The sequence below is a fragment of the Streptomyces sp. NPDC051684 genome, assembly GCF_044453445.1.
In the GTDB taxonomy this organism is placed as follows: Bacteria; Actinomycetota; Actinomycetes; order Streptomycetales; family Streptomycetaceae; genus Streptomyces.
On sequence record NZ_JBITCS010000038.1, the window covers coordinates 46,322 to 67,788 of the forward strand.

Consider the following 21,467-nt stretch of genomic DNA (forward strand, 5'->3'; position numbering starts at 1 on the left):
TGACCGGGCGGGAACGCCACTGGCGGCGTGTCCGACTACTGGACAAGACACCGTGCGCCCTCTCTGGGCCGAGGCGGGGGGAGCGGTGGTCGGCACGATCGGGAGAAGTAGTGAGTGAAGCCTCCGGAGGCGAGCGCGCCTCCACGTCGACGTCCACCGTCGGCCGGGATCGCCGGGGATCCCCGGCGCCCGCGCTGCTCGGGTTCATCCTGCTGCTCGTCGCGATGTTCGGTGTCTCCTACGCGGTTGGGCACGCGGTCGGTCCGGTCGCCCCCGGGATGCACGGGTCGAGCAGCGGTGGCGGAGGCGGCGGGCACGACAGTGGGCCGGGCTCCGGTGACATGGGCGGTATGGAGATGGATCACGGGAGTGGTGGCTGATGGGAGCCGTGCCTGTGCCGTCCCTGACCGTCACCGACATCTCGGTCGGCGGGATGACGTGCGCTGCCTGTGTGCGGCGCGTCGAGAAGAAGCTGTCCAAGATCGACGGGGTCGCGGCGAGCGTGAATCTCGCGACGGGCAACGCCCGTGTCAGTCACCCTGCCGACGTCGGCCCCGACGAGCTGGTCGCTGCGGTGGAGCAGGCGGGGTACACGGCCCGGCTGCCGAAGTCGGAGAAGGAGGCTGTGGCGACGCGGGACGACGAGGAGTCGCCGGCTGATCGCGCGGAGCGGCAGCGGCTGGTGATCGTCGCCCTGTTGGCGGTGCCGGTGCTGGTGCTGTCGATGGTTCCCGCGGCGCAGTTCCGCAACTGGCAGTGGCTGTGCTTCATGCTGGCGGCGCCGGTCGCGGTGTGGGGCGCCTGGCCGTTCCACCAGCGGGCGTTGCGCGGGGCGCGGCACGGCGCGGCGACCATGGACACGCTGGTTTCGCTGGGCGTGGTGGCGTCGTTCTCGTGGTCGGTGTACGCGCTGTTCCTCGGCGGAGCGGGCCGGGTTGGGATGCGGATGCCGTTCACGCTGGTGCCGTCCGCCGCGGACGGAACCGCGCATCTGTACCTGGAGGCGGCGGTCGGTGTACCGCTGTTCGTGCTCGTGGGCCGGTTCCTGGAGGGGCGGGCGCGGCGAGGAACCGGGGCAGCACTGAGGTCCCTGGCCCGGCTCGGTGTGAAGGACGTCGCCGTTCGTGAGGGGCGTCATGAGCGGTTGATTCCGGTGGAGGAGCTGGCTGTTGGGGCCACGTTCCTCGTGCGGCCCGGTGAGCGTGTCGCCACCGACGGCGTTGTGGTGGAGGGCCGTTCGGCCGTCGACCAGGCGCTGGTGACGGGGGAGAGCGAGCCGGTCGAGGCGGGGCCCGGGGACGCGGTGGTCGGCGGCGCGGTCAACGCCGGCGGACTGCTGCTCGTGCGGGCGAGCGCGGTCGGCGCGGACACCCAGTTGGCGCGGATCACGCGGCTGGTGACGGAGGCTCAGGCCGGCAAGGCCCGCGCGCAGAGGCTCGCGGATTCGGTGGCCGGGGTGTTCGTACCGGTGATTCTGGCGCTGGCGGTGACGACGCTGGGTTTCTGGCTCGGCGCCGGGGCCGAGGCCCAGGCCGCGGTCACCGCGTGCGTGGCGGTCCTGGTGGTGGCCTGTCCGTGTGCGCTGGGGCTGGCCACGCCGACGGCGCTGATGGCCGCGACCGGGCGGGGCGCGCAGCTGGGCGTGCTGGTGACCGGGCCGCAGGCGCTGGAGGGCTTGCGGCACATCGACGCCGTCGTGCTGGACAAGACCGGCACGCTGACGTCGGGTCACATGAGCGTGGCCCGGGTCACCGTCGTTTCCGGCGGCCCGGCGGAGGGTGAGGTGCTGCGGTGGGCGGCGGCGGTCGAGGACGCCTCGGAGCACCCGCTGGGCCGGGCGATCACCGTGCACGCGGTGCGCGCGCTCGCCGACGAGGTGCTGCCGCCGGTGACCGACTTCGTGGCGACGCCCGGCTTCGGTGTGCGCGGCCGGGTGGAGGGGCGGCTCGTCGAGGTGTGCGCCGTCGGCGACGAACTGCCGGAAGGGCTCGGGGACGCGTTGCGCGTCGCCGAGGAGGCGGCGCACACCGCGGTGCAGATGTCGGTGGACGGCACCGTGGTGGCGCTGTTCGCGGTCGGGGACGTGCTGCGGCCGGGCAGTTACCGGGCTGTGGACCGGTTGCGTCGGCTGGGGGTGCGGCCGGTGCTGGCCACCGGGGACCGTGAGGCACCGGCCCGTGCGGTCGCCTCGCAACTGGCCATCGACGAGGTGCACGCTGCCTGCTCGCCCGAGGACAAGGCCCAATTGGTCGCCGCTCTGCGGGCCGGAGGGAGCCGGGTCGCGGTCGTCGGGGACGGCGTCAACGACGCGGCCGCCCTCGCCTGCGCCGACCTGGGGATCGCGATGGGCGCGGGCACGGACGTGGCGATCGGCGCCGCCGACGTGACGCTGGTGCGCGGCGAGATCGAGGCGCTGGCCGATGCCGTACGCCTGTCGCGCGCTGCCCTCGGCACGATCCGCGCCAATCTGGTGTGGGCGTTCGGCTACAACGTGGTGACCGTGCCCCTGGCCATGGTCGGCCTGCTGAACCCGATGCTGGCCGCCGCGGCGATGTCGCTCAGCTCGGTCCTCGTCGTCGTCAACAGCCTGCGCCTGCGCACCTGGCAGCCGACCCCCACCGCGGCCCGCCCGCACAAGCCCGGACAACGGACCAGGAGCGACTGGTGACCATATCCGCACCGGCCTTCCCGTCGCCCTCCGGCTCCTCACCGACCCCGTCGCCCTCCGGGCGGACGAGGCGCCTGAAGGAGTCGCTGCTCGCGGCGACCGCCCCCGTGGTCGCCTGCGTGGTGGCTCTGGGCGGGCTGACCGCGTGGACCTCCCTCGGTAACGCGGGCACGCCGCCCGACATCACCGTCACCCGCGCCCGCGTCTTCCTGCCGACCGGCGGCACTCCGGACACCGCGGCCTTCTTCCGCGTCACCAACCAGGGAGACTCCGCGGACGAGTTGACGGAAGTGACCTCCCCCTCGGTCCCCGACGGGATCGCTCTGAGCCGCCACCGGATGACGGCGGACGGCGCGGCCTACCGTGACACCGCCGATTGGCTCCAGGTGCCCGCGCGCGGCACGCTGGACATGAGCCCGATGTCCAGCGACGTCACCGTGCCCGCCGATCCCGTCTGGAGCATGGGCGACCGTATCTCCTTCGATCTGCATTTCACGCACAGCGGCACGGTGCGCGTGCGGGCGGAGGTCGTGCGACCAGGGTCGCTCTGATCGCGAACATCGAGCCGCCCGGCAATTCAAGGTAGTCGGCGGATGACGCCCCTCGGTTCCCGCCTGGAAGAAGGACAATTCTCACGAGTGGATGTGCGGGAACATGTCTTTCTTACGGGCCCGATCCATGCCAGCATCGTGTCCGCGGAGCGCGATGGAATTCGCCTTCCCGAGCGCGCTCCGCACTCCTGTCGGCTGCCACGATCGCCACACCCCGTCCCGGTGCGGGAGGCAGCCGGCAGGAATTCTTCTTTTCTCCGTGCATTGCGGGAACCGCGGTGGTGAGCCGCCCGACTACTGGATCGGGGGATCGGCCCCCTCCCGCGGATATCCGGAGGAACGTGCATGCCCGTCACCAGACCAGCAGTCGCTGTCGCGGCCGTTGTCGCCCTGAGTCTCTCGGCCACGGCGTGCGGCGGATCGGCCGATGACGACACCTCGGGTGCTCGTGCGGGAGCGGCCGCCGCGGGCTCCGGCTATCCCGTGAAGATCGAGAACTGCGGTACGACACAGGTCTTCGACAAGGCGCCGAGCAGGGTCGTCGTGATGAACGGCGCTTCCGTCGCCGAGGTCTCGACGCTGCTGGCGCTCGGCCTCGGCGACAGGATCGTCGCGAACCAGCAGTCCTACGGCATGTCCGAGGTGCCTGGCCGCGCCGCAGCGATCAAGAAGCTGCCGACCGGGGACGTCAAGCTGAACGACGCCTTCGACATTCCCCGCGAGTCTATGATCGGGCTGCGCCCGGATCTCGTCCTGTCCACTACGTCGTACGGATTCGACGCGAAGAACGGTTTCGCGACCCGCGACGAACTCAAGAACGCCGGCGCCCGCACCTACATTTCCCCGCAGGGCTGCCACGACGAGAATTCGAAACTCACCATCGAGGACAGCTACCGGCTCCTGCGCGACATGGGCCGCGTCTTCAACGTGCCGGACCGCGCGGAGAAGATCATTTCTGCCTCACGCAAACAGATCGCCGATCTCGCGGCGAAGGTGAAGGGAAAGAAGAAGCCGAAAGTCATGATGCTGTTCACCAACATGACGATGGGCGGCAATGATTTCAGCGCTGTCGTGGCCAAGGGAATCTACAACGACATTCTCGACAAGGCGGGTGCCGAGAACGTCTTCGAGAACGCGTCGAAGACGTCGTTCGCCGACCTCAGCAAGGAGAAGGTGGCGGCCACCGACGTCGACGCGCTCGTCGTCATCGCCTACCAGGACCCGAACCCCGCCGCCTACGCCGAGAAACTGTTCAAGGAGTTCCCCCAGTGGCCGGCCGCGAAGACCAACACGTACGTGACGGTGTCCGACTCGATCTACCTGAGCCCCGACAACGACCGGGCCGTGGAGAAGATCGCGAAGAAGCTGCACCCCGAAGCGTTCTGACCCCACCGAGCCGACGACGCGCGACGCTCGCGCTCGTCGTCCTGCCGTGCGTGCTGGTCGCCGTGATGCTGGTCGCCGTCAGTATCGGCGCGGTCAACGTGCCGCTGGGCGAGGTGTGGCGGATCGTCCTGCACCACACCACCGGCCTGGGTCACCCGTCCGGCGACGGCGCGCTGGACCAGATCGTGTGGACGTTCCGCACCCCGCGCGTGGTGCTCGCCGCCGTCGCGGGCGCGGGGCTCGCGCTGTCCGGCGCGGTACTGCAGACGGTGGTCGCCAATCCGCTCGCCGATCCGCTCGTGCTCGGCTTCTCCTACGGTGCGACGCTCGGCGCGGTCCTCGTCATCACTCTGGGCGGGGGAGCGGCTCTGTTCGGAGTGGGGGTGTCGGCCGCCGCGTTCGCCGGGTCGGTCGTCGCGGGTGCCCTGGTGTTCTGGCTGGGACGCCGCCGCGGCCGGATGGCGCCGACCCGGCTGATCCTGGCCGGAGTGGCGGTCGGCTACGTGTTCCTGTCGGCCACCAGCTACGTCCAGCTTCAGGCCAGCCCCACTGAACTGCGTACCGTGATGTTCTGGATGCTGGGCAGTGTCGCCGGCGCCCAATGGCACCAGATCCCCACCGTCACCACCGTCGTCATCGGCTGCACCGCCCTGCTCACCCTCTTCGGCCGCAAGCTCAATGTGCTCCTCGCCGGGGACGAGACCGCCACCTCCCTCGGCACCGATGTCAACCGGCTCCGTACCGTCCTGCTCCTGCTCAGCGCCCTGCTGACCGGCTCGGTGATCGCGGTCGCGGGCGGCATCGGCTTCGTCGGCCTGATGATCCGCCACCTGGTGCGGCTCACCACCGGCGCCGACCACCGCAGGCTGCTGCCGTTGTCCGCGCTGCTCGGAGCGGTCTACCTCGTCCTGGTCGACCTGCTCTCGCGCACTTTGAACCGGCCGAGCGAACTCCCGCTCGGCATCCTCACCGCCCTGTTGGGCGCCCCCTTCTTCCTCTGGCTGCTGCGCCGCAACAAGGGTCTGGACTGACACGCATGCGCCTCACTGTCGACCGGCTGCACATCACCCTCGACCACCACTCGATCCTGAACGGCGTCGACATCGACGCCCGGCCCGGCGATGTCGTCGGGCTCGTCGGACCCAACGGCAGCGGCAAATCCACCCTGCTGCGCGCCGTCTACCGCTCCCTCAGGCCGGCCGACGGCGCCGTCCGGGTCGGTGACGACGACATCTGGAGACTCAGCCCCCGCGCCGCCGCCCTGCGAACCGCCGCCGTCCTCCAGGACGGAACCGGCAGTACGGGCGGGCTCACGGTGATCGAGACCGTCGCCCTGGGACGCGCACCCCACCACGGCCTGCTGGGGCGCGACGGACCCCAGGACCGGCGGGCGGTCGAGGACGCCGTGGACCGGTGCGGCGTGCGGCACCTGGCGCACCGCGACTACGCCTCACTGTCCGGTGGCGAGCGTCAACGCGTCCTCCTCGCGCGGGCCCTGGCCCAGCAGCCCCGGCTGCTCGTCCTGGACGAGCTGACCAACCACCTCGACATCCGCGCCCGGTTCGAACTACTGCACCTGATCCGCTCCACCGGCACCACGACGCTCGCCGTCCTGCACGATCTCCACCTCGCGGCCCGCTTCTGCGACCACCTCGTCGTGCTCGACCGGGGCAGCGTCGTCGCCGCCGGGCCCGTCCTCGACACGCTCACCCCGGCCGTACTCGCGAAAGTCTTCGGCGTGGCCGCCTCAGCACGGCGCGACGAGGACGCGGTGGTGCGGCTGACCTACGCGGCGGACCCGCTGAGCGCGGAGGCTCACGCGGTGAACTAGTCGCTGTCTAGGTGCCGTTCAGCGCTTGAGGGCGGTGAGCAGAGCCTCGCACGCCTCGGCGGCCGTCCCGGCCGTCTCCGAACAGATACGGCAGTGCTCGCGGTGGCTGGCATGCCGGCCGCACAGTTCATGAGCGTCGCGGCAGGCGATGAGGCAGGCGCCGAGCTGAGCTGTGAGCAACGGCCGTTGCGTGTCGTCACCGCGCACCAGCAGCCTGGCCGTCGTGGCGGTCACGTCCGCGCAGTCGAGGTTCTGGGTGATCGCCTCACGCAGCGCGTCGGCGTCCTTGTCGGCGAGCATGCCGGCCGCGCACGCGCTGCTCGCCCGCTCGCACTCCGCCAGCGCGGTCGTCGTGCGGGCGAGGAGTTCACTGTCGACCAAGAACCGACTGCCGACGCTCTCGATGAGGTCCTGAGTCCTGTGCATGGCTCCCCCAAGGTGTGGGAAAGGTAGCTTCGACGCTTCCGAGGCTACCCGAACAGCCCCTCTTCTCAATGGTGTTGAGGTAGCTCCCAGCCATCTCCCGACCAAGGTTCGCCGCCATGAAGACAGACCGGCGCGCCGCTCCCGCTGTCTGGCCCTGGGAGGACCGGGCGGCGCAGGCACGTCCTCGCCGCTTCCTGTGGCGCGAGCGCGTCTTCGCTTGGTGCCTGCCCGCGGCCACCACGCTGCTGCTTGCGGGGGCCTACGGCTGGCTGGGCTTCCGGTTCGGCGCGGTGACCGGCGCCTGGGCGGGCGCCGTTGCCGGGGTTCTCTCCAGCCTGGCCCTGCACGCGTTCGTCGGCCGGGTGGCAGAGGGAAGGCCCGCGCACCGACGGTGGCCCCCGGGCAGGCACTGGCACGAGTGAGCCCCGTCCGCCGTCGGCCTGCGCGGGAGTTCGCCGCCGGTCCGTTCGGGCCAACGGGCAGGGCTCAGACGACGGCCGCCGCGCCGGCCTCGTAACCGGCTTCCTCGATGGCGGCGCGTACCTGTGCGTCGTCGAAGGCCGTGCCCGTCACTCGTACCGTGTCGCTCTCCAGGTCGACGGTGACCCCGGTGACGCCGGGTACGGCGGTCACCTGTTCGGTGACGCCGGCGGCGCAGTGCCCGCAGGTCATGCCGGTGACGCGGTAGTCGGATCGGTTCATGGCGCAACTCCTGGGATGGGGAGACGTGCGTGCGTCTGTGGATACGTGCGCGGCGGGTCCGGTGTTCAGCCGGATCCCGTCGTCCTCCACGAGTCGGACCGCGTCGCGTCCGAGTTCCCGCGTGTCGGATGAGTCACTCGTACGGGGGCTGCCGGTGCCGTGACCGGGGACGGAGTGCTTGTCCGGGCCATGGGCTGCTGTTGTCATGCGCAATACCTGGGCATTACTGTCCTCTTGCCTTGGTGTTCGGGAAATCCGGTGCGGAACCGGTGCGGCCCTCGCCACTGTGATCGGGAAGTCCGGCTCCGGCCCCTCAGCGGGGCAGCCACTGGGTCCTTGGACCTGGGAAGGCGGAGATCCGGGCGGTGTCACCCGTCAGCCAGGAGACCGGCCGGGGCGCTTCAACCGTCCACGAGGTGCTGGAAAGGTCTGCCGAGCCATGCACATAGCCGAGGGGTTCCTGCCCCCAGCGCACGCCGCCGCCTGGGGCGTCGCGGCCGCGCCGTTCGTCGTCCACGGGGTCCGCTCCCTGACCCGCGAGGTGAAGGAACACCCGGAGAGCACGCTGCTGCTGGGCGCGTCCGGGGCCTTCACCTTCGTTCTCTCCGCGCTCAAGCTGCCTTCGGTGACCGGCAGTTGCTCCCATCCCACCGGCACCGGCCTTGGGGCCATCCTGTTCCGGCCGCCGATCATGACGGTGCTGGGCACGATCACGCTGCTGTTCCAGGCCCTGCTGCTCGCCCACGGCGGACTTACCACGCTGGGTGCCAACGCGTTCTCCATGGCGATCGTCGGCCCCTGGGCCGGATACGGGATCTACCGCCTGCTGCGCCGCTACGACGTCCCGCTGATGGTCACCGTGTTCTTCGGGGCGTTCGTGGCGGACCTGTCGACCTACTGCGTCACCAGCGTGCAGCTCGCCCTCGCCTTCCCCGACCCGAGCAGCGGTTTCTTCGGCGCGCTCGGCAAGTTCGGCTCCATCTTCGCCGTCACCCAGATCCCGCTGGCCGTCAGCGAGGGACTGCTGACCGTGCTCGTCATGCGGCTGCTCGTGCAGTCCAGCAAGGGCGAACTGACTCGGCTGGGCGTTCTCGTCACCGGCGGCCGCCGGGACGCCGCTCCCGAGGCGGTGGCCCGGTGAAGCGGAACACGAAGATCAACCTGCTGCTCCTGATCGTCGTGGCCGCCCTCGCCGTCCTGCCTCTCGCGCTGGGTCTTGGCGATCACAAGGAGGAGCCCTTCGCCGGCGCCGACGCCGAGGCGGAGACGGCCATCACCGAGATCAAGCCGGATTACGAGCCGTGGTTCTCCCCGCTGTACGAGCCGCCGTCGGGAGAGATCGAGTCCGCGCTCTTCGCCCTCCAGGCGGCTCTCGGTGCCGGCGTGCTCGCGTACTACTTCGGTCTGCGCCGCGGGCGCAGGCAGGGCGAACAACGGGCCGTGGAGAGCGCCATGAGCGCGGACGGCGCCGACGGGGCCGATGCCAAGGCGCCTGCCGGGGACCGGACCTGACCCGGCGTGCTGCCGATCGACGTGGCGGCGCACAGCAGCAGCTGGCGCCGCCGCCATCCCCTCGACAAAGCCGTCCTCGGCCTGGGCCTCACCGCCCTCGCCCTCACCCTGCCACCGTGGCCGGGCTCCGCCCTCGTGCTGGTCACCGCACTGGCGCTGCTGCTGGGGCCCGCGGGGGTGGGCGCCCGCAAGGTGTGGCGGGCCTGGCGCGTGCCGCTGGCCTTCTGCGTCACCGGAGCGCTCACCCTGACCGTGCAGGTCGGTGCCCCCGGTGCCTTCATCTCACTGGCCCCGCACGGTGCGCAGCACGCGGCCGAGGTCCTGCTGCGCTCCTCCGCCGCCTCACTGGGTGTGCTGCTGTTCGCGTTCACCACTCCGGTGACCGACCTGCTGGCCTGGCTGCTGCGGCTCGGCGTGCCCGCCCCCGTCATCGACGTGGCGCTGGTGATGTACCGCATGATCTTCCTGCTGCTCGCGTCCGTGCGCAGCATCCGCGAGGCTCAGGCGGCGCGGCTGGGCCACACCACCCGCTCCGCCGCCTTCCGCTCCCTGGCCGGGCTCGGCGCCACCGCCTTCGTCAAGGCGTTCGACCGGGCGGCGCGCATGCAGCGCGGGCTGGCCGGGCGCGGCTACGACGGCACCCTGCGCGTCATGGCCTCCGGTGCTCCCGTCTCCCGCCGGTTCGTTGGCCTGGCACTGGCCCTGCTCGCCGCGCTGGTGGTCCTCACCCTCGTACTCGACAACCTCGTACGCGGACACCTAGCACTCCAACACCTCGGACTCGAAAGGCTGCTGCCATGAACGACGACGCCGTGGTGGAGCTGCGCGGAGCCTCGTTCGCCTACGAGGACGGCCCCACCGTCCTGCACGATCTCGACTTCGCCGTCCGTCCCGGGCGCGCCCTCGCTCTGCTCGGCAGAAACGGCAGCGGCAAGACCACGCTGATGCGGCTGCTCAGTGGTGGGCTGCGCCCGCGTACCGGGCGACTCCTCCTGGAGAGCGTGCCGGTGACCTACGACCGGGCCGGTCTGACGCGCCTGCGCACCACGGTGCAACTGGTGCTCCAGGACCCCGACGACCAGCTCTTCGCCGCGTCCGTCGCCCAGGACGTGTCCTTCGGCCCGCTCAACCTGGGCCTGCCGGACAGCGAGGTCACCGACCGGGTCTTGCAGGCCCTCGCCGCGCTCGGTATCAGCGAACTCGCCGAACGCCCCACCCACTTGCTCTCCTACGGTCAGCGCAAACGCGCCGCCATCGCGGGAGCCGTCGCCCTGCGCCCGCGCGTGCTGATCCTCGACGAACCCACCGCGGGCCTGGACCCGGAAGGACAGGAGCGACTGCTGGACACCCTCGCCGGACTCCAGACGGACGGCACCACGGTGGTGATGGCCACCCACGACGTGGATCTGGCGCTGCGCTGGGCCGACGACGTCGCCCTGCTCACCCCGGCCGGCCCGCACGTCGGCCCCGCGGGCGACACCCTGTCCCGCGCCGACCTGGTGGCTCAGGCGGGACTGCGGCCCGCCTGGGGCATCGCCGCGACCCGACTCCTGCGCGCGCAGCGGCTGCTGGGGCAGGACGCACCGGGACCGCGCACCGCCGCCGAACTCGACGCCCACGCGGCGCGTGTGCGAGGTGAGGAGGCCGCCCGGTGAGCGAGTTCCCCAGGACGTGGCCTGTGGAGGTGGACGGGGAGGATCTGCTCGCCGTCACCGCCGAGGACCTGGAGCGACTGCGCGCCATCCGGCGCCAGGTCGGCGGACAGAGCGCGCGGCTGAGCGCGATGGGGGCCCGACTGCGGGTGACGTACCGGGTTTTAACCCGCATCGCGGCCGAGCACGAGTGCACGGGCGACGGCTGCGCCGTCTGCCCCGTTCCCCGGAGTTCCCGGAACGCGGGACGGGCGGTGGCCCGGACTCGCCAGGCTGACGCCGGGAACTCGGTACCGCACCGCCGCGACTCCCTCTGTGTACGGACGGGAGGCACACCTCGTCCCAGCCGGAACCAGCGAAGGGGCTCCCCATGCAGGTCGCGATCGTGCTCTACCCGGGCTTCACGGCCATCGACGTCATCGGCCCCTACGACGTGTTGGGCCGACTGCCCGACACCGAGACCGTGTTCGTCGCCGAAACCCCCGGCCTCATCCGTAACGACCTGCGCAGCCTCTCGATCGACGCCGTGGCCCGGCTCGACGACGTGCCGCACCCCGATGTCGTGATCGTCGGCGGAGGCCCGGGACAGGCGGACCAGATGAAGGACGGTGCGCTGCACACCTGGCTGCGGCACGCCGACGAGACCGCCGACTGGATGACGTCCGTCTGCACCGGCGCCCTGGTCCTCGCCGCGTCCGGAGTCCTCACCGGTCGACGTGCGACCACCCATTGGGGAGCTCTCGACCAGCTCACCGCGTACGGGGTGACCCCGGTGAAGGAACGCGTCGTCGTCGACGGCCACTACGCGACCGGGGCGGGAGCCTCGGCCGGCATCGACATGGCTCTCACCCTGGCCGGGCTGATCTCCGGCGACGACACGGCCCGGGCCGTGCAACTCCTCCTCGAATACGCACCCCAACCGCCGTACGACGCCGGGACCCAGGAGTCTGCGGGTCCCGACGTCGTGAAGAAGCTGTTCGCGATGTTCCCGCATGAATGAACCCGGCTGGCCGTTCGTTCACCGTCGAGCGGCAGGCTCACGATCCGACCGGGCCGCGGGGCGTGTGCCGGTCAGGCGGGTGCGTCGGCCGTCGTGTGTCGTTCGGCGTGATCCAGTTGCTCGATCAGCGTCACGCGGGCTCGGCTGACGCGTGAGCGGACCGTCCCCACCGGGCACCCGGTGAGTGCTGCCACCTCGGCGTACGGCAGGCCGAGGAGCTGGGTGAGGACGAACGCTTCACGGCGCCGGTCGGGAAGGGCGTCGAGCAACGCCGTGAGGACCACGCCCTCGTCGAACCCGGGGATGCAGCGGGGCTGGGCGCGCTCCGCGGTGTCCTGCCAGTCGTCGGTGTCCGACAGGAGCGGCCGGGCCGCCGCCCGGCGGAAGCTGTCGACGACCGCCCGCCGCGCGATCGACAGGATCCAGGTCCGAGCGGAGGAGCGCCCCTCGAACCGGTGCAGACTGCCGAGCGCGCGGAGGAAGGTGTCCTGTGCGAGATCGTCGGCGAGGTGGGGATCGGTGCACAGGCGCGTGACGTAGCGCAGGACATCGTGGTGCAGGGCCCGGACGAACAGGTCGGTGGCGTGCGGTTCGCCACCGCGGGCGGCGAGGGCGAGCTCTGTCGCGCATGCGTCGTGTGGGTCGTGCAGGGCAGGAGTGATCACCTGGTGTGCCTCTCTGGGCGGCACCGGGACCGCATCAGCGCGGCGGAGGCGCGGTGCCGCACGGGCGTGGTGGTGGGCCCGCCTCGGGCCGCGGCGGTGTGGACCGCCTGGCCACGCGGTGACGTGGTCCCGGTGCGGTGAAGGGTGAGGGGCGGCCGGATGCGCAGCACGCGGTCGCCGCACGGCGCCGGTGTGGGGTTGGCGCCGTGGTGCCGGCTGTCGTCAGGCGACAGCGAGAGGAACCGGCGGCCCCCGCGAGGTGATCGCCCGGGCGAGCAGCAGGCGGCGCGGAGCGCGGTCGGAGATCGGCCGGTGCGCGGGGACACCATCGTCGTTGTCGGTCGCCGCGAGCGGGCACGGTAGGGGCAGCCGTAGCGGTGCCGTCAGCGAGGACTCGACGGCCCGCAGTGCGTCGAAGGCGGCGCGTTCGCCCCGGGCCAGCCATCCGCCGCACAGGGCTGCCGCGAGGAGGTGCGCGGCGAGCATCCCCGCCGAGGACGCGGCACTCATACCGTGACCCGGGGCGCCCATGCCGGGCATCGCGTGCATCGCGGTGCCCGTCGCGCCACTCATCCCGGGCATGGGCGGCATGGAGCCGGTCCGCACGTCGGGTGCTGGCGGGGCGGTGCAGAGCAGGTACGCGATCCAGCGGCGCGGCAGCGACCCACCGACGCCCGGGTGCGCTGCGGCCTGCGCCAGACAGAGGGCCACATGCAGGGCGACCTGGATGCCGACGCAGGCCGTCACCACGGTCCGGCCGGCGCGTTCGAAGGCCGACAGCCCCCAGCCGACGACTCCCGTCATGAGCAGGGCCAGGAGCAGCGCCCACCACGGGACCCCGGCGCCGGACATGACGACGTGCCCCAGGGCCGCGAGCGTGACGCAGATCGCCGCGAACACCCCGGTCCGCACCCCGCGCGCACACCGTCCAGCAGTCATGGCGCGCTCATGCTCCCACCAAGCCGCCCGGCCTCACGGAGCATTGCCGAAATCACTCCGGCACCACCCGCATCCCGAGACCGCCCCGGTGCTCCTCGGCGCACGCCACGAGTGCCAAGATGTGCCTGTGTCCGTCAGCCGGTTGTCCCGCGCGTCCCGCGCCGCGATGTTCGCCGCCGTGTGCGTCGTGCTCGCTGCCGTGGGCCACGTATGGATGTCCGGCACGCCGCTGCCGTGGCCCGTACTCGTGCTGGCAGCCGTCGGAACGGCGCTGACGGGCTGGCTGTTCGCCGCCGAGGAGCGGCGACGGCGCACGGTGGTCGCGCTGACCTTGGCGGTGCAAGCGTGCCTGCACGCCGCCTTCACCCTGTCTCAGTCACTCGGGCACGCCACCACGCCCACCGGTGCGTCCGCCGCGGCCACGCCCGAGCAGTGGGCCCGCCTGCTGCTGTGCGGGGATCCCACGCCCGAAGCGGCGTCCCGCGCCTACGACCTGGCGGTGCGGACCGGTCTCACCGAGCAGATGCACATGCCGTCCGGGCACGGCGGCGGTGCGATGGCGCACGACATGGCCGGGATGGACTCCATGGCCGGCATGCACCACATGGGTGCAATGTCGGGCACGGCGTCGTGGGGGATGCTCGCTGCGCACGTGGCCGCCGCGCTGCTGTGCGGCATCTGGCTGGCGCTGGGTGAGCGGGCAACGTTCCGCGTGCTGCGTGCCGTCGCCGACCGGGCGTTCGTACCCCTGCGTCTGGTCCTGGCCCTGTGCCCGGCTGCGGAGACGCCCGCGCCTGTCCGGCGCTTCCTCACCACCGTCGCGCCGCTGCGCTCGCGGCTTCTCGTTCACACCCTGGCCACCCGAGGTCCCCCCGGAGCGCCCGCTGTCGCCTGACAGCCGGTGCCACGCGCCCGGCGGCTGACCGCCGCCCGGACGCGCTCCCGTGCCACGCCCTGACGTCGGCACGGCTCAACTCCCGCTTTCCCGTGCCACGCCCGTGAGCTGTCCGGCCCCGCGCCGACAGCCGCTCACGCGCGCGCCGAACGGGATCCGAGAAGGGACCTCGGGCAATGACTCCTGCCCTGCCCGCGGCGACCGACGACACGGTCACCGCCATCGCCCTCGCCGCCGCACGCGGTGACGGCGACGCCGTGGAACACTTCGTACGCGCCCTGCAATGGGACGTGCGCCGCTTCGTGACCTACCTGGCCAAGGACGCCCAGGCCGCGGACGACCTCACCCAGGACACGTTCCTGCGCGCCCTGACGAGCCTGCACCGCTTCGAAGGCCGCTCCTCCGCCCGCACATGGCTGCTGTCCATCGCGCGCCGCGTCGTGGCCGACAGCCTGCGCCACGCCGCCGCCCGGCCCCGCGTCGCCGACACCACCGACTGGCAGGGCGCCGCCGAGCGCACCCAGCCCAAGGGACTGCCCGGCTTCGACGACGGCATCGCCGTCATGGAACTCGTCGAAGCCCTGCCCCCGGACCGCTACGAGGCGTTCGTGCTCACGCAACTGCTCGGCCTGTCCTACGCGGAGGCCGCCGTGCTGGCCGGCTGCCCTGTGGGCACGGTGCGCTCGCGCGTCTCACGGGCCCGCACCCTCCTGACGCGGTCTCTCGCCGACACCGCGCCGCCGACACCCGGGCCCGGCACGCCCGAACTCGCCGCGGCCTGACCCGACACGAGCCGACGCCGCCCTCCGCCGCACACACCATGCCGGCCGAGCAGCGCGGCGTCGGCCCGTCACCCACACCTCCTACGGCCTTGCCGTGACCCCGTTCACGGCAAGACGCCGGGAACTCGCCCGCCCTCGCGGCCGACCACTACACCGGACCGCCGAAAGCGGTGGACGACGTTCCGTTACAGAAAGGCCCGTTATGGCGGAAAGCCACACAGCGCAAGCTGCGACGGACATATCCATAGTCGATCCCGCCCCCACACCCCCCGAGGACGATCCGACAGTCTTGGCCGCCGAACCATGCGCGGACACGGGAAGTTCGCGACACGGCACCAGGCCGCCCGCGTCATGGAACGGCCTGCGCCCGCTCCTGCTCCGGCTCCACTTCTACGCCGGAATCCTCATCGGCCCGTTCCTGCTCGTCGCCGCGGTCACGGGACTGATGTACACGGCGACGCCGCAGATCGAGGCGGTCGTCTACCGCCACGAACTCAAGGTCACCCCGCACGGGACCCCCGAGGCGCTGTCCGCCCAGGTGGCGGCGGCGCGCAAGGCGGTCCCCGACGGCACGCTGTTCTCGGTGACCCCGGCCACCGGCCGCACGGACAGCACCCGCGTCGTCTTCGAGAAGCCCGGCCTGCCCGACAACTACACCCAGACCGCGTTCGTGAACCCGTACACGAGTGAAGTACTGGGCCAGGAGCGGACGTTCGCCGGATGGTGGCTGCCGGTCCGGTCCTGGGTGGACGGCTTCCACCGGCACCTGAACCTCGGTGAGCCCGGCCGGATCTACAGCGAGATCGCCGCGAGCTGGCTGTGGGTGGAGATCCTCGGCGGACTCGCCCTGTGGCTGACCGCCCCACGCTCACGCCAACGCGTCCGGCGGGTGCTCGTCCCCCAAGGCGGTGCCAAGGGGCGCCGGCGCACCATGTCCTGGCACGCCGCGGTCGGCGTGTGGGCCTCGGTCGGACTGCTCGGCCTGTCCGCCACCGGCATGACCTGGTCCGTCCACGCCGGAGCCAGCATCGGCAAGATCCAGTCGGCGCTGACCGGACCCACTCCCGCCGTCTCGACGACCCTGCCCGGACAGACCGCGGACCAAGGGGAGAACGCCCGTACCAGCTCGGGCAGGGACGTCGGTATCGACGCGGTCGTGGCCTCCGCGCACGCGGCCGGACTGCGCGGCGTCCTGAACGTGAGCCCGCCAACCAAGGACCAGGCCACATACGTGGTCAAGGAGAACACCCGCAGCTGGCCCGAACGTCACGACACCGTGGCCGTCGACCCCGCCACCGGCAAGGTCACCGATCGCGCAAACTGGGCCGACTACCCGCTGCTGTCGAAGATGACCAGCTGGGGCATCGACGCCCACATGGGCCTGCTGTTCGGTCTCGCCAACCAGATCGTGCTCGCCCTGCTCGCGATCGCCCTGATCGGCATGATCCTGTGGGGCTACCGCATGTGGTGGCTGCGCAGGCCCACCCGCACCGAGGGCTTCGCGCTCGGCCGCGCCCCCACCCGGGGCACCTGGCGGCGCCTGCCCGGCTGGTTCCTCGCCCCGGCGGTCCTGCTCACCGCCGCCATCGGCTACTTCGTCCCCCTGTTTGGCCTGCCCCTGCTGGCATTCATCGTCGTCGACCTGATCGTCGGCGCGCGCCGACGACGCCGCTCCGAGCATAAACCCGAGTCCGAGTCCGAGGAGAAGTCCGAGCACAAGGAGGTGACCGCATGATCAACGCGACCGGGCTGAGGTGGCTCCTCACCGCCCTCTTCGTCCTGCCCGCCTGCTACGCCCTCTGGCTGGCGGCGATGCCGGGACGCACCGTGGTCAACCGCGTGGGCCACGCCCTGCACGCGGTCATGGGAGCGGCGATGGCCGCGATGACCTGGCCGTGGGGGATGGATCTCCCCGCGGGCCCGCAGGTGGTCGTCTTCTCGGCGGGCGCGCTCTGGTTCGCGAGCGCCGCGCTCGCCCGCTCCGCACGGGCGACGACCCGCACTGCCGCGCTGGCGAGCGCCTTGCCCCACGTCGTGATGATGGCTTCCATGGCCTGGATGGCGGCGGTGATGAGCGGCTCCGCCATGTCCGGGAACATGGGCGGCGCGGCCCAGGACATGCCCGGAATGGACATGTCCGGCTCCGACGCCACCAGCGCGATGACGCTCTCGCAACCCGGCGACCAGTGGACGGCCGCACTGTTCGCCCTGGTCCTCCTGGTGCTCGGGCTGCGCTGGCTGGCCAAGGCGTTCGACGAGCAACGTCTTGCCGGTACGGCCCCTGCGGGGCGTTCGGTCGCGATCCTCGCGGGCGAAGCCTCCGAGCCCGCCTGCCACGCGGCGATGGCCGTGGGCATGGGGGTGATGTTCGCCCTGCTCGTGTGACGACAACCGTGTGAGGACGTCCGGCCGGGCCGACTGCGGCGGCCTTTCTTTCAGTGAGTCGTCCGGAGACCGCTCCTGGTTCCCGGACGCTCTCCTGTTCCGGATGCATCGCGGTCGCGCTGGAGCGATCGTCGCAGCGGGTGTGCTTCGGTGCCCTGTCCCTCGATCGCGTCCGCTGCCTTGCGGCCGGGTATGACGGCAGCAGACCCTGCACAACTGTCCGAAGGGAGCTGGGACATGACCGAACTGACGGGCCTTCAAGAGGTGGCCACCTTCTGTGGAAAGTGCAACTGCGGCTGCCCGCAGCTGTTCATCGACCCCGCCGCCCCGGAGGACAAGCGCATCGTCATCACCGACGATTTCGGCCAGCGCGTGCAGATGAGCGCCGACCAGTTCTCCTCGCTCGTGGAGGAGGCCAAGGAAGGGAAGCTGGACTCACTGGTCGCGGTTTGACGGGGCCGCCGGTGCGCTCCGGGGGAGAGGACATTCGCCCTCGGGGCGCTTCATGTATGCGTTGAGCAGACTGGCTGAACAGTCGATTCCGGCTCGTACAGGAGGTGGCGCTGTCGGAAGCATGGGCTGGTGGAGGGACGGATACCGAGGCAATGCGAACCGCCGTCCTCAGCGGTCACCCACGCCAGGATTCACCCGCAACAACTCCAAGGCATAGAGGAATCCGGGGCCAAGGACGCCGTGGACAAGACTCTGACGATGGCCGACGGCGGCTATCCGGGTACCGGGCTCCCTCATGCCCCACCGCCGCACCCCGTGTGGCCGCCGGCGACTCGCGGGCCGTTTCGTCGCACGACGCAGGGAGCTCCGGGAGGGGCGCCGCCTGCGGAATCGCGACCGCGTACGCGGCACAGGCGTCGGCGAGCTGCCAGATCCGGTCCCAGGCTGCCGGATCAGCACCAGTTGCTCTGACCCTCGCCCTCGCCCGGGCCCGGAGCCAGAAGATTCGCGGGGCCGCGGCGGAGAAGGTGGGGGGCCCGCTCAGCGGCATCGTGTCCACCGCTTTCCTCTACCTGCCGCAGAAGAAGGTCACAAGGCAGGCCGGACCGAGCGCGGTCTGAACGCGAGGTAGCTCAAGTCGGTCGGAGTGTCAGTGGTCGCCGCCATACTCAGAAGATGTGCAACTGACTTTCAGGCGCATGTCCAGGAGTGCTCGACTGAGTAGGAACGAATTGACACCCGAGAGCGACGCGGTGCCTGAACGCGACCCGTACCTTCTGGCGCAGATGCGAGAGGCCTTCGGGCGCGTGGTCTACAGCCACAAGACCCATGAGAAACAGGCGGACATCTGCTTCAACAAGCACCGGTGGCAGCAGGGCGTCCTCATTGGTCTCACCGCGATCAGCTCGGGCACCTTCCTTGCCGCGGTGGTCGGCCTGCTCGGCAACGCAGTGCTGACGAGTCTCGCGACCTCCTCTATCGCGCTCCTGGTCAGCTGGATGAGCCTTGGGGCAAAGGCCTTCAAGTTCGAGGAGGAGTCCGAGGCCCACCGCGGCATCGCCTCTCGGCTGTGGGACGTCCGAGAGTCCTACATCTCCCTCATCGCCGACCTGATGTCCGGCACCGTCTCCAATGCGGAGGGCCGAGAGCGGCGGGACGAGCTGCAGCAGGCCGCGCGCGACGCCTACGCCGACGCGCCCAGGACGAGCAGCAGGGCGTTCGTGCGGGCCCAGGGCGGGCTGCAGAACAACGAGGAGATGACGTTCACCTCGCGCGAGATCGACCTCTTCCTCCCGGAGGCACTGCGGCTCGGCGAAGGCGAGGCATGACGATGAAGACCTCAGAGATCTTCGAAACATTGCTCAAGAACCTGAAGGTCGGGGAGACGGCCACGACGGTCGCCTCACGGCGGGACGAGATCACGAAGGCGCTTAACAAGGACTTTCGCGACAAGGACGGCTGCACCGACTACAAGCTGATGGTCGGGTCGTTTGGCCGGCACACCGCGATCAAGGGACTGTCCGACCTCGACATGGTCTTCATCCTTCCGCCCGGGATCCGGTCAGGCTACGAGGGGGACACCGGCCCGCGGAGAATTCTCGAGAGGGTTCGGGACGACCTCAAGGCGCGGTACAAGAACACTGAGATCCGCGTCGACCAGTGCGTCGTCCGAGTGCAGTTCACGTCCAACGCCTTCAAGTTCGAGGTCCAGCCGGCATTCCAGAACGTCGACGGCAGCTTCGACTACCCGGACACGAAGGCTGGGGGCTGGAAGGTCACCAAGCCGCGCGAGGAGATCTCCGCGACCCGGGAGTGCAACGACCGCACCTCGACGAACATGCGCCACCTTGCTCGGATGGCACGGGCATGGAAGAACGCGAACGGCGTAAACATGGGCGGCCTGCTCATCGACACCCTCGTCTACAACTTCTTCGACCAGACCGACGCCTACGACGCAGCGGGCACAGGCTCGTTCGACCTCATGGCCCGCGACTTCTTCGAATTCCTCAAGGATCAGCCAGAGCAGGAGTACTACCTGGCGCTGGGCAGCCGGCAGCGGGTCCACGTCAAGGCGCAGTTCCAGCCGAAGGCGAAGAAGGCGTACAACCGATGCCTCGAGGCGATCGAAGACGGTGGTAAGACGTCCGCCAACAAGAAGTGGCGCGAGGTCTTCGGCACGTCGGTGCCGCTGGCGAAGAGCGCGAGTGAGTCGGCCCGGTCGTTCAGGAACACCGAGGAGTTCATCGAGGATGAGTTCCCGGTCGACGTGTCCGAGACTGTGTCCATCGACTGCGAGGTCACGCAGGCCGGATGGCGCCCGACCTGGCTTCGCGCGATGCGTCGCGGCGGGATCCTGCTCAGGGCCGACAAGGGCTTGAGGTTCGTGGTCACCAGTTGCTCGGTCGGGGAGCCCTACACGCTCAAGTGGAAGGTACTCAATCGTGGTCCGGAAGCCGAGCGGCGGGACGCGATCCGCGGCCAGATCGTCGACTCGACCAAGCGGGGAGTCCGCGTCGAGCACTCCGATTTCAAAGGCGAGCACGTCGTCGAGTGCTACGTAGTCAAGGACGGGGTCGTCGTCGCTCGGGACCGCATCGACGTGCCGATCGGTAACACGAGCGTCAAGAGTGCGAACGCCTTGTAGGGAATCGCTCCTTGGAATGTGACGAGGCCCCGACGAATCTGCCGGGGTCTCGTCGCAACAGACATATCCGCCCTCGGGTTGCAGCGCAGCAGTTCTCTAGTGCCGCGACCGGAAAGATTCACCGGCTCGTGACGCCCGGCGCGGTATCTCGCCGCGTTGTCGCATCACCTGAGTACATCCAGTACATGGGCGATGCTCCGCCTTGCGATGCACCGCACCGGAGGTCGCGAGCTTCTCGGTGAACCTTTCCGGTCACGGCGCTAGCGTCCGTCGGCGCGCTTCCGGGTGGCGATCACGGTGGCGGCCGTGCCCGCCGTTCCGTACAGCGTGTACAGCAGGCCCTGGCCTAGGAGGTCGCCGCGCTTCACCTCCTGGGCGTACTTGAGCTGGTCGTACGTGGCCGTGCCGGTCGAATCGCCGCCGTGGACGTTGTAGTCGAGCGCGCAGGTATAGCCCTGCCGCATGGGGCCGGAGTGGTCCTCACCGTCCTCGCCCAGCTGGAGCCCCGGGCAGTCCGGGACGCCGTGGGCCGCCCCGGCCCTCAGCAGGGTGATCACCCCCCACGCCAGCGGGACCAGGAAAAATGCGATGAAGACTCCGCGCAACCTCACAGCGGCACCCTAGTGCCGCGAGCTTCTCGGCGAACCTTTCCGGTCACGCCACTAGCCGTCATATCCGAGTGCCTGTTCAACGCGGAGCTGGCTTCCGCGGAGGCGGTGCGCTGCCCGCCGCCCGGCTGCGCTGCGTTCTGGGGATCTCGGCAGGTCCGCTGAATGGATCGTCGATCTGCTCAGCAACGAAGCAGATGCAGCGGAAGCAGAGTTTCGGTGGGTTCGAGACCTCGGCTGGGGCTGGGTTCTCCGTCTGACGCTTCCGGAGAATGGTGCCGTGGAACGTCGGATCGATCTCTGGCGGAGCAGCAGATGTTCTGTGGGCGCTGCGATCATGGGTGGCGTGTCGATTTGGACTGGATCGA

General features: G+C 70.6%; 24 protein-coding genes, 1 pseudogene and 1 riboswitch. Of the genes and pseudogenes, 20 read left to right on the top strand and 5 right to left on the bottom strand.

The window, feature by feature from the left end; genetic code table 11:
* The first annotated feature begins 110 nt into the window (after window positions 1-110).
* From ACIA8D_RS34050 to ACIA8D_RS34075, 6 genes are all read left to right on the top strand, one after another.
* Window positions 111-380 (top strand): hypothetical protein, encoded by a 270-nt coding sequence (locus ACIA8D_RS34050; RefSeq protein WP_399238090.1) that lies wholly within the window; start codon window positions 111-113, stop codon window positions 378-380.
* Complete coding sequence (locus ACIA8D_RS34055) at window positions 380-2,668, top strand: heavy metal translocating P-type ATPase (protein WP_399238091.1); 2,289 nt, start codon at window positions 380-382, stop codon at window positions 2,666-2,668. The genes ACIA8D_RS34050 and ACIA8D_RS34055 overlap by 1 nt, the downstream gene beginning before the upstream one ends.
* A complete protein-coding gene (locus tag ACIA8D_RS34060; protein WP_399238092.1) occupies window positions 2,665-3,219 on the top strand; it encodes a copper chaperone PCu(A)C in 555 nt (184 codons plus the stop codon). The genes ACIA8D_RS34055 and ACIA8D_RS34060 overlap by 4 nt, the downstream gene beginning before the upstream one ends.
* A 345-nt stretch (window positions 3,220-3,564) precedes the next feature.
* Window positions 3,565-4,605: an ABC transporter substrate-binding protein gene (locus ACIA8D_RS34065; RefSeq protein WP_399238093.1), complete on the top strand. Its 1,041-nt coding sequence runs from the start codon at window positions 3,565-3,567 to the stop codon at window positions 4,603-4,605.
* A gap of 65 nt (window positions 4,606-4,670) precedes the next feature.
* Window positions 4,671-5,636: a FecCD family ABC transporter permease gene (locus ACIA8D_RS34070; RefSeq protein ID WP_399238124.1), complete on the top strand. Its 966-nt coding sequence runs from the start codon at window positions 4,671-4,673 to the stop codon at window positions 5,634-5,636.
* Window positions 5,637-5,641: 5 nt separating this feature from the next.
* A complete protein-coding gene (locus ACIA8D_RS34075; protein ID WP_399238094.1) occupies window positions 5,642-6,436 on the top strand; it encodes an ABC transporter ATP-binding protein in 795 nt (264 codons plus the stop codon).
* A gap of 18 nt (window positions 6,437-6,454) precedes the next feature.
* On the opposite strand, the gene ACIA8D_RS34080 is transcribed toward ACIA8D_RS34075, so the two are convergent.
* Window positions 6,455-6,862: a hypothetical protein gene (locus ACIA8D_RS34080; protein ID WP_399238095.1), complete on the bottom strand. Its 408-nt coding sequence runs from the start codon at window positions 6,860-6,862 to the stop codon at window positions 6,455-6,457.
* Window positions 6,863-6,978: 116 nt separating this feature from the next.
* Between ACIA8D_RS34080 and ACIA8D_RS34085 the strand changes: the two genes are divergently transcribed.
* Window positions 6,979-7,284 carry a hypothetical protein gene (locus ACIA8D_RS34085; RefSeq protein ID WP_399238096.1) on the top strand — a complete coding sequence of 102 codons (306 nt, stop codon included), beginning with the start codon at window positions 6,979-6,981 and terminating at the stop codon, window positions 7,282-7,284.
* Window positions 7,285-7,348: 64 nt separating this feature from the next.
* Here ACIA8D_RS34085 and ACIA8D_RS34090 read toward each other — a convergent pair whose 3' ends face one another.
* The gene (locus ACIA8D_RS34090) at window positions 7,349-7,564 is read right to left on the bottom strand and encodes a heavy-metal-associated domain-containing protein (RefSeq protein ID WP_399238097.1); all 216 of its coding nucleotides are present in this window, start codon (window positions 7,562-7,564) and stop codon (window positions 7,349-7,351) included.
* Window positions 7,565-7,787: 223 nt separating this feature from the next.
* A riboswitch (cobalamin riboswitch) is annotated at window positions 7,788-7,975 on the top strand.
* Window positions 7,976-8,003: 28 nt separating this feature from the next.
* Between ACIA8D_RS34090 and ACIA8D_RS34095 the strand changes: the two genes are divergently transcribed.
* The 5 genes from ACIA8D_RS34095 to ACIA8D_RS34115 all read left to right on the top strand — a co-directional run bounded on the left by ACIA8D_RS34095 (window position 8,004) and on the right by ACIA8D_RS34115 (window position 11,728).
* Window positions 8,004-8,705: an energy-coupling factor ABC transporter permease gene (locus ACIA8D_RS34095; RefSeq protein ID WP_399238098.1), complete on the top strand. Its 702-nt coding sequence runs from the start codon at window positions 8,004-8,006 to the stop codon at window positions 8,703-8,705.
* Window positions 8,702-9,076 (top strand): energy-coupling factor ABC transporter substrate-binding protein, encoded by a 375-nt coding sequence (locus tag ACIA8D_RS34100; protein ID WP_399238099.1) that lies wholly within the window; start codon window positions 8,702-8,704, stop codon window positions 9,074-9,076. Before ACIA8D_RS34095 ends, ACIA8D_RS34100 begins: the two co-directional genes overlap by 4 nt.
* A 6-nt stretch (window positions 9,077-9,082) precedes the next feature.
* Window positions 9,083-9,877, top strand: a complete 795-nt coding sequence (gene cbiQ / locus ACIA8D_RS34105; protein ID WP_399238100.1) for a cobalt ECF transporter T component CbiQ — start codon at window positions 9,083-9,085, stop codon at window positions 9,875-9,877.
* Window positions 9,874-10,731: an energy-coupling factor ABC transporter ATP-binding protein gene (locus tag ACIA8D_RS34110; RefSeq protein ID WP_399238101.1), complete on the top strand. Its 858-nt coding sequence runs from the start codon at window positions 9,874-9,876 to the stop codon at window positions 10,729-10,731. Before cbiQ ends, ACIA8D_RS34110 begins: the two co-directional genes overlap by 4 nt.
* 367 nt (window positions 10,732-11,098) lie before the next feature.
* Window positions 11,099-11,728 carry a DJ-1/PfpI family protein gene (locus ACIA8D_RS34115; protein ID WP_399238102.1) on the top strand — a complete coding sequence of 210 codons (630 nt, stop codon included), beginning with the start codon at window positions 11,099-11,101 and terminating at the stop codon, window positions 11,726-11,728.
* Window positions 11,729-11,799: 71 nt separating this feature from the next.
* Here the strand turns inward: ACIA8D_RS34115 and ACIA8D_RS34120 are convergent, their stop codons facing one another.
* A complete protein-coding gene (locus ACIA8D_RS34120; RefSeq protein ID WP_399238103.1) occupies window positions 11,800-12,393 on the bottom strand; it encodes a sigma-70 family RNA polymerase sigma factor in 594 nt (197 codons plus the stop codon).
* Window positions 12,394-12,615: 222 nt separating this feature from the next.
* Window positions 12,616-13,332, bottom strand: a complete 717-nt coding sequence (locus ACIA8D_RS34125) for a hypothetical protein (protein ID WP_399238104.1) — start codon at window positions 13,330-13,332, stop codon at window positions 12,616-12,618.
* Between the two features lie 127 nt (window positions 13,333-13,459).
* Between ACIA8D_RS34125 and ACIA8D_RS34130 the strand changes: the two genes are divergently transcribed.
* The 8 genes and pseudogenes from ACIA8D_RS34130 to ACIA8D_RS34165 all read left to right on the top strand — a co-directional run bounded on the left by ACIA8D_RS34130 (window position 13,460) and on the right by ACIA8D_RS34165 (window position 20,491).
* Window positions 13,460-14,227 carry a hypothetical protein gene (locus ACIA8D_RS34130; protein ID WP_399238106.1) on the top strand — a complete coding sequence of 256 codons (768 nt, stop codon included), beginning with the start codon at window positions 13,460-13,462 and terminating at the stop codon, window positions 14,225-14,227.
* Window positions 14,228-14,403: 176 nt separating this feature from the next.
* Complete coding sequence (locus tag ACIA8D_RS34135) at window positions 14,404-15,009, top strand: sigma-70 family RNA polymerase sigma factor (RefSeq protein WP_399238107.1); 606 nt, start codon at window positions 14,404-14,406, stop codon at window positions 15,007-15,009.
* Window positions 15,010-15,211: 202 nt separating this feature from the next.
* Window positions 15,212-16,744, top strand: a complete 1,533-nt coding sequence (locus ACIA8D_RS34140; RefSeq protein ID WP_399238108.1) for a PepSY-associated TM helix domain-containing protein — start codon at window positions 15,212-15,214, stop codon at window positions 16,742-16,744.
* A complete protein-coding gene (locus ACIA8D_RS34145; RefSeq protein WP_399238109.1) occupies window positions 16,741-17,394 on the top strand; it encodes a DUF5134 domain-containing protein in 654 nt (217 codons plus the stop codon). Before ACIA8D_RS34140 ends, ACIA8D_RS34145 begins: the two co-directional genes overlap by 4 nt.
* Window positions 17,395-17,631: 237 nt before the next feature.
* Complete coding sequence (locus ACIA8D_RS34150; protein WP_399238110.1) at window positions 17,632-17,847, top strand: hypothetical protein; 216 nt, start codon at window positions 17,632-17,634, stop codon at window positions 17,845-17,847.
* A gap of 216 nt (window positions 17,848-18,063) precedes the next feature.
* Window positions 18,064-18,157: pseudogene (locus tag ACIA8D_RS34155) on the top strand (IS5/IS1182 family transposase); the annotation flags it as partial.
* Between the two features lie 475 nt (window positions 18,158-18,632).
* On the top strand, window positions 18,633-19,175 hold the full coding sequence (locus ACIA8D_RS34160; RefSeq protein ID WP_399238111.1) for an SLATT domain-containing protein: 543 nt from the start codon (window positions 18,633-18,635) through the stop codon (window positions 19,173-19,175).
* Entirely contained in the window at window positions 19,172-20,491 is a 1,320-nt protein-coding gene (locus tag ACIA8D_RS34165) for a nucleotidyltransferase (protein ID WP_399238112.1), read from the top strand. Before ACIA8D_RS34160 ends, ACIA8D_RS34165 begins: the two co-directional genes overlap by 4 nt.
* A 260-nt stretch (window positions 20,492-20,751) precedes the next feature.
* On the opposite strand, the gene ACIA8D_RS34170 is transcribed toward ACIA8D_RS34165, so the two are convergent.
* Entirely contained in the window at window positions 20,752-21,048 is a 297-nt protein-coding gene (locus ACIA8D_RS34170) for a hypothetical protein (protein ID WP_399238113.1), read from the bottom strand.
* Window positions 21,049-21,467 lie beyond the last annotated feature (419 nt).

Coding starts and splice junctions, on each gene's coding strand:
- ACIA8D_RS34085 (WP_399238096.1), top strand. CDS start 6,979: ATGAAGACAGACCGGCGCGCCGCTCCCGCTGTCTGGCCCTGGGAGGAC.
- ACIA8D_RS34145 (WP_399238109.1), top strand. CDS start 16,741: ATGATCAACGCGACCGGGCTGAGGTGGCTCCTCACCGCCCTCTTCGTC.
- ACIA8D_RS34055 (WP_399238091.1), top strand. CDS start 380: ATGGGAGCCGTGCCTGTGCCGTCCCTGACCGTCACCGACATCTCGGTC.
- ACIA8D_RS34070 (WP_399238124.1), top strand. CDS start 4,671: ATGCTGGTCGCCGTCAGTATCGGCGCGGTCAACGTGCCGCTGGGCGAG.
- ACIA8D_RS34165 (WP_399238112.1), top strand. CDS start 19,172: ATGACGATGAAGACCTCAGAGATCTTCGAAACATTGCTCAAGAACCTG.
- ACIA8D_RS34095 (WP_399238098.1), top strand. CDS start 8,004: ATGCACATAGCCGAGGGGTTCCTGCCCCCAGCGCACGCCGCCGCCTGG.
- ACIA8D_RS34125 (WP_399238104.1), bottom strand. CDS start 13,332: ATGACTGCTGGACGGTGTGCGCGCGGGGTGCGGACCGGGGTGTTCGCG.
- ACIA8D_RS34090 (WP_399238097.1), bottom strand. CDS start 7,564: ATGAACCGATCCGACTACCGCGTCACCGGCATGACCTGCGGGCACTGC.
- ACIA8D_RS34080 (WP_399238095.1), bottom strand. CDS start 6,862: ATGCACAGGACTCAGGACCTCATCGAGAGCGTCGGCAGTCGGTTCTTG.
- ACIA8D_RS34150 (WP_399238110.1), top strand. CDS start 17,632: ATGACCGAACTGACGGGCCTTCAAGAGGTGGCCACCTTCTGTGGAAAG.
- ACIA8D_RS34065 (WP_399238093.1), top strand. CDS start 3,565: ATGCCCGTCACCAGACCAGCAGTCGCTGTCGCGGCCGTTGTCGCCCTG.
- ACIA8D_RS34140 (WP_399238108.1), top strand. CDS start 15,212: ATGGCGGAAAGCCACACAGCGCAAGCTGCGACGGACATATCCATAGTC.
- ACIA8D_RS34110 (WP_399238101.1), top strand. CDS start 9,874: ATGAACGACGACGCCGTGGTGGAGCTGCGCGGAGCCTCGTTCGCCTAC.
- ACIA8D_RS34135 (WP_399238107.1), top strand. CDS start 14,404: ATGACTCCTGCCCTGCCCGCGGCGACCGACGACACGGTCACCGCCATC.
- ACIA8D_RS34160 (WP_399238111.1), top strand. CDS start 18,633: ATGCGAGAGGCCTTCGGGCGCGTGGTCTACAGCCACAAGACCCATGAG.
- ACIA8D_RS34075 (WP_399238094.1), top strand. CDS start 5,642: ATGCGCCTCACTGTCGACCGGCTGCACATCACCCTCGACCACCACTCG.
- ACIA8D_RS34115 (WP_399238102.1), top strand. CDS start 11,099: ATGCAGGTCGCGATCGTGCTCTACCCGGGCTTCACGGCCATCGACGTC.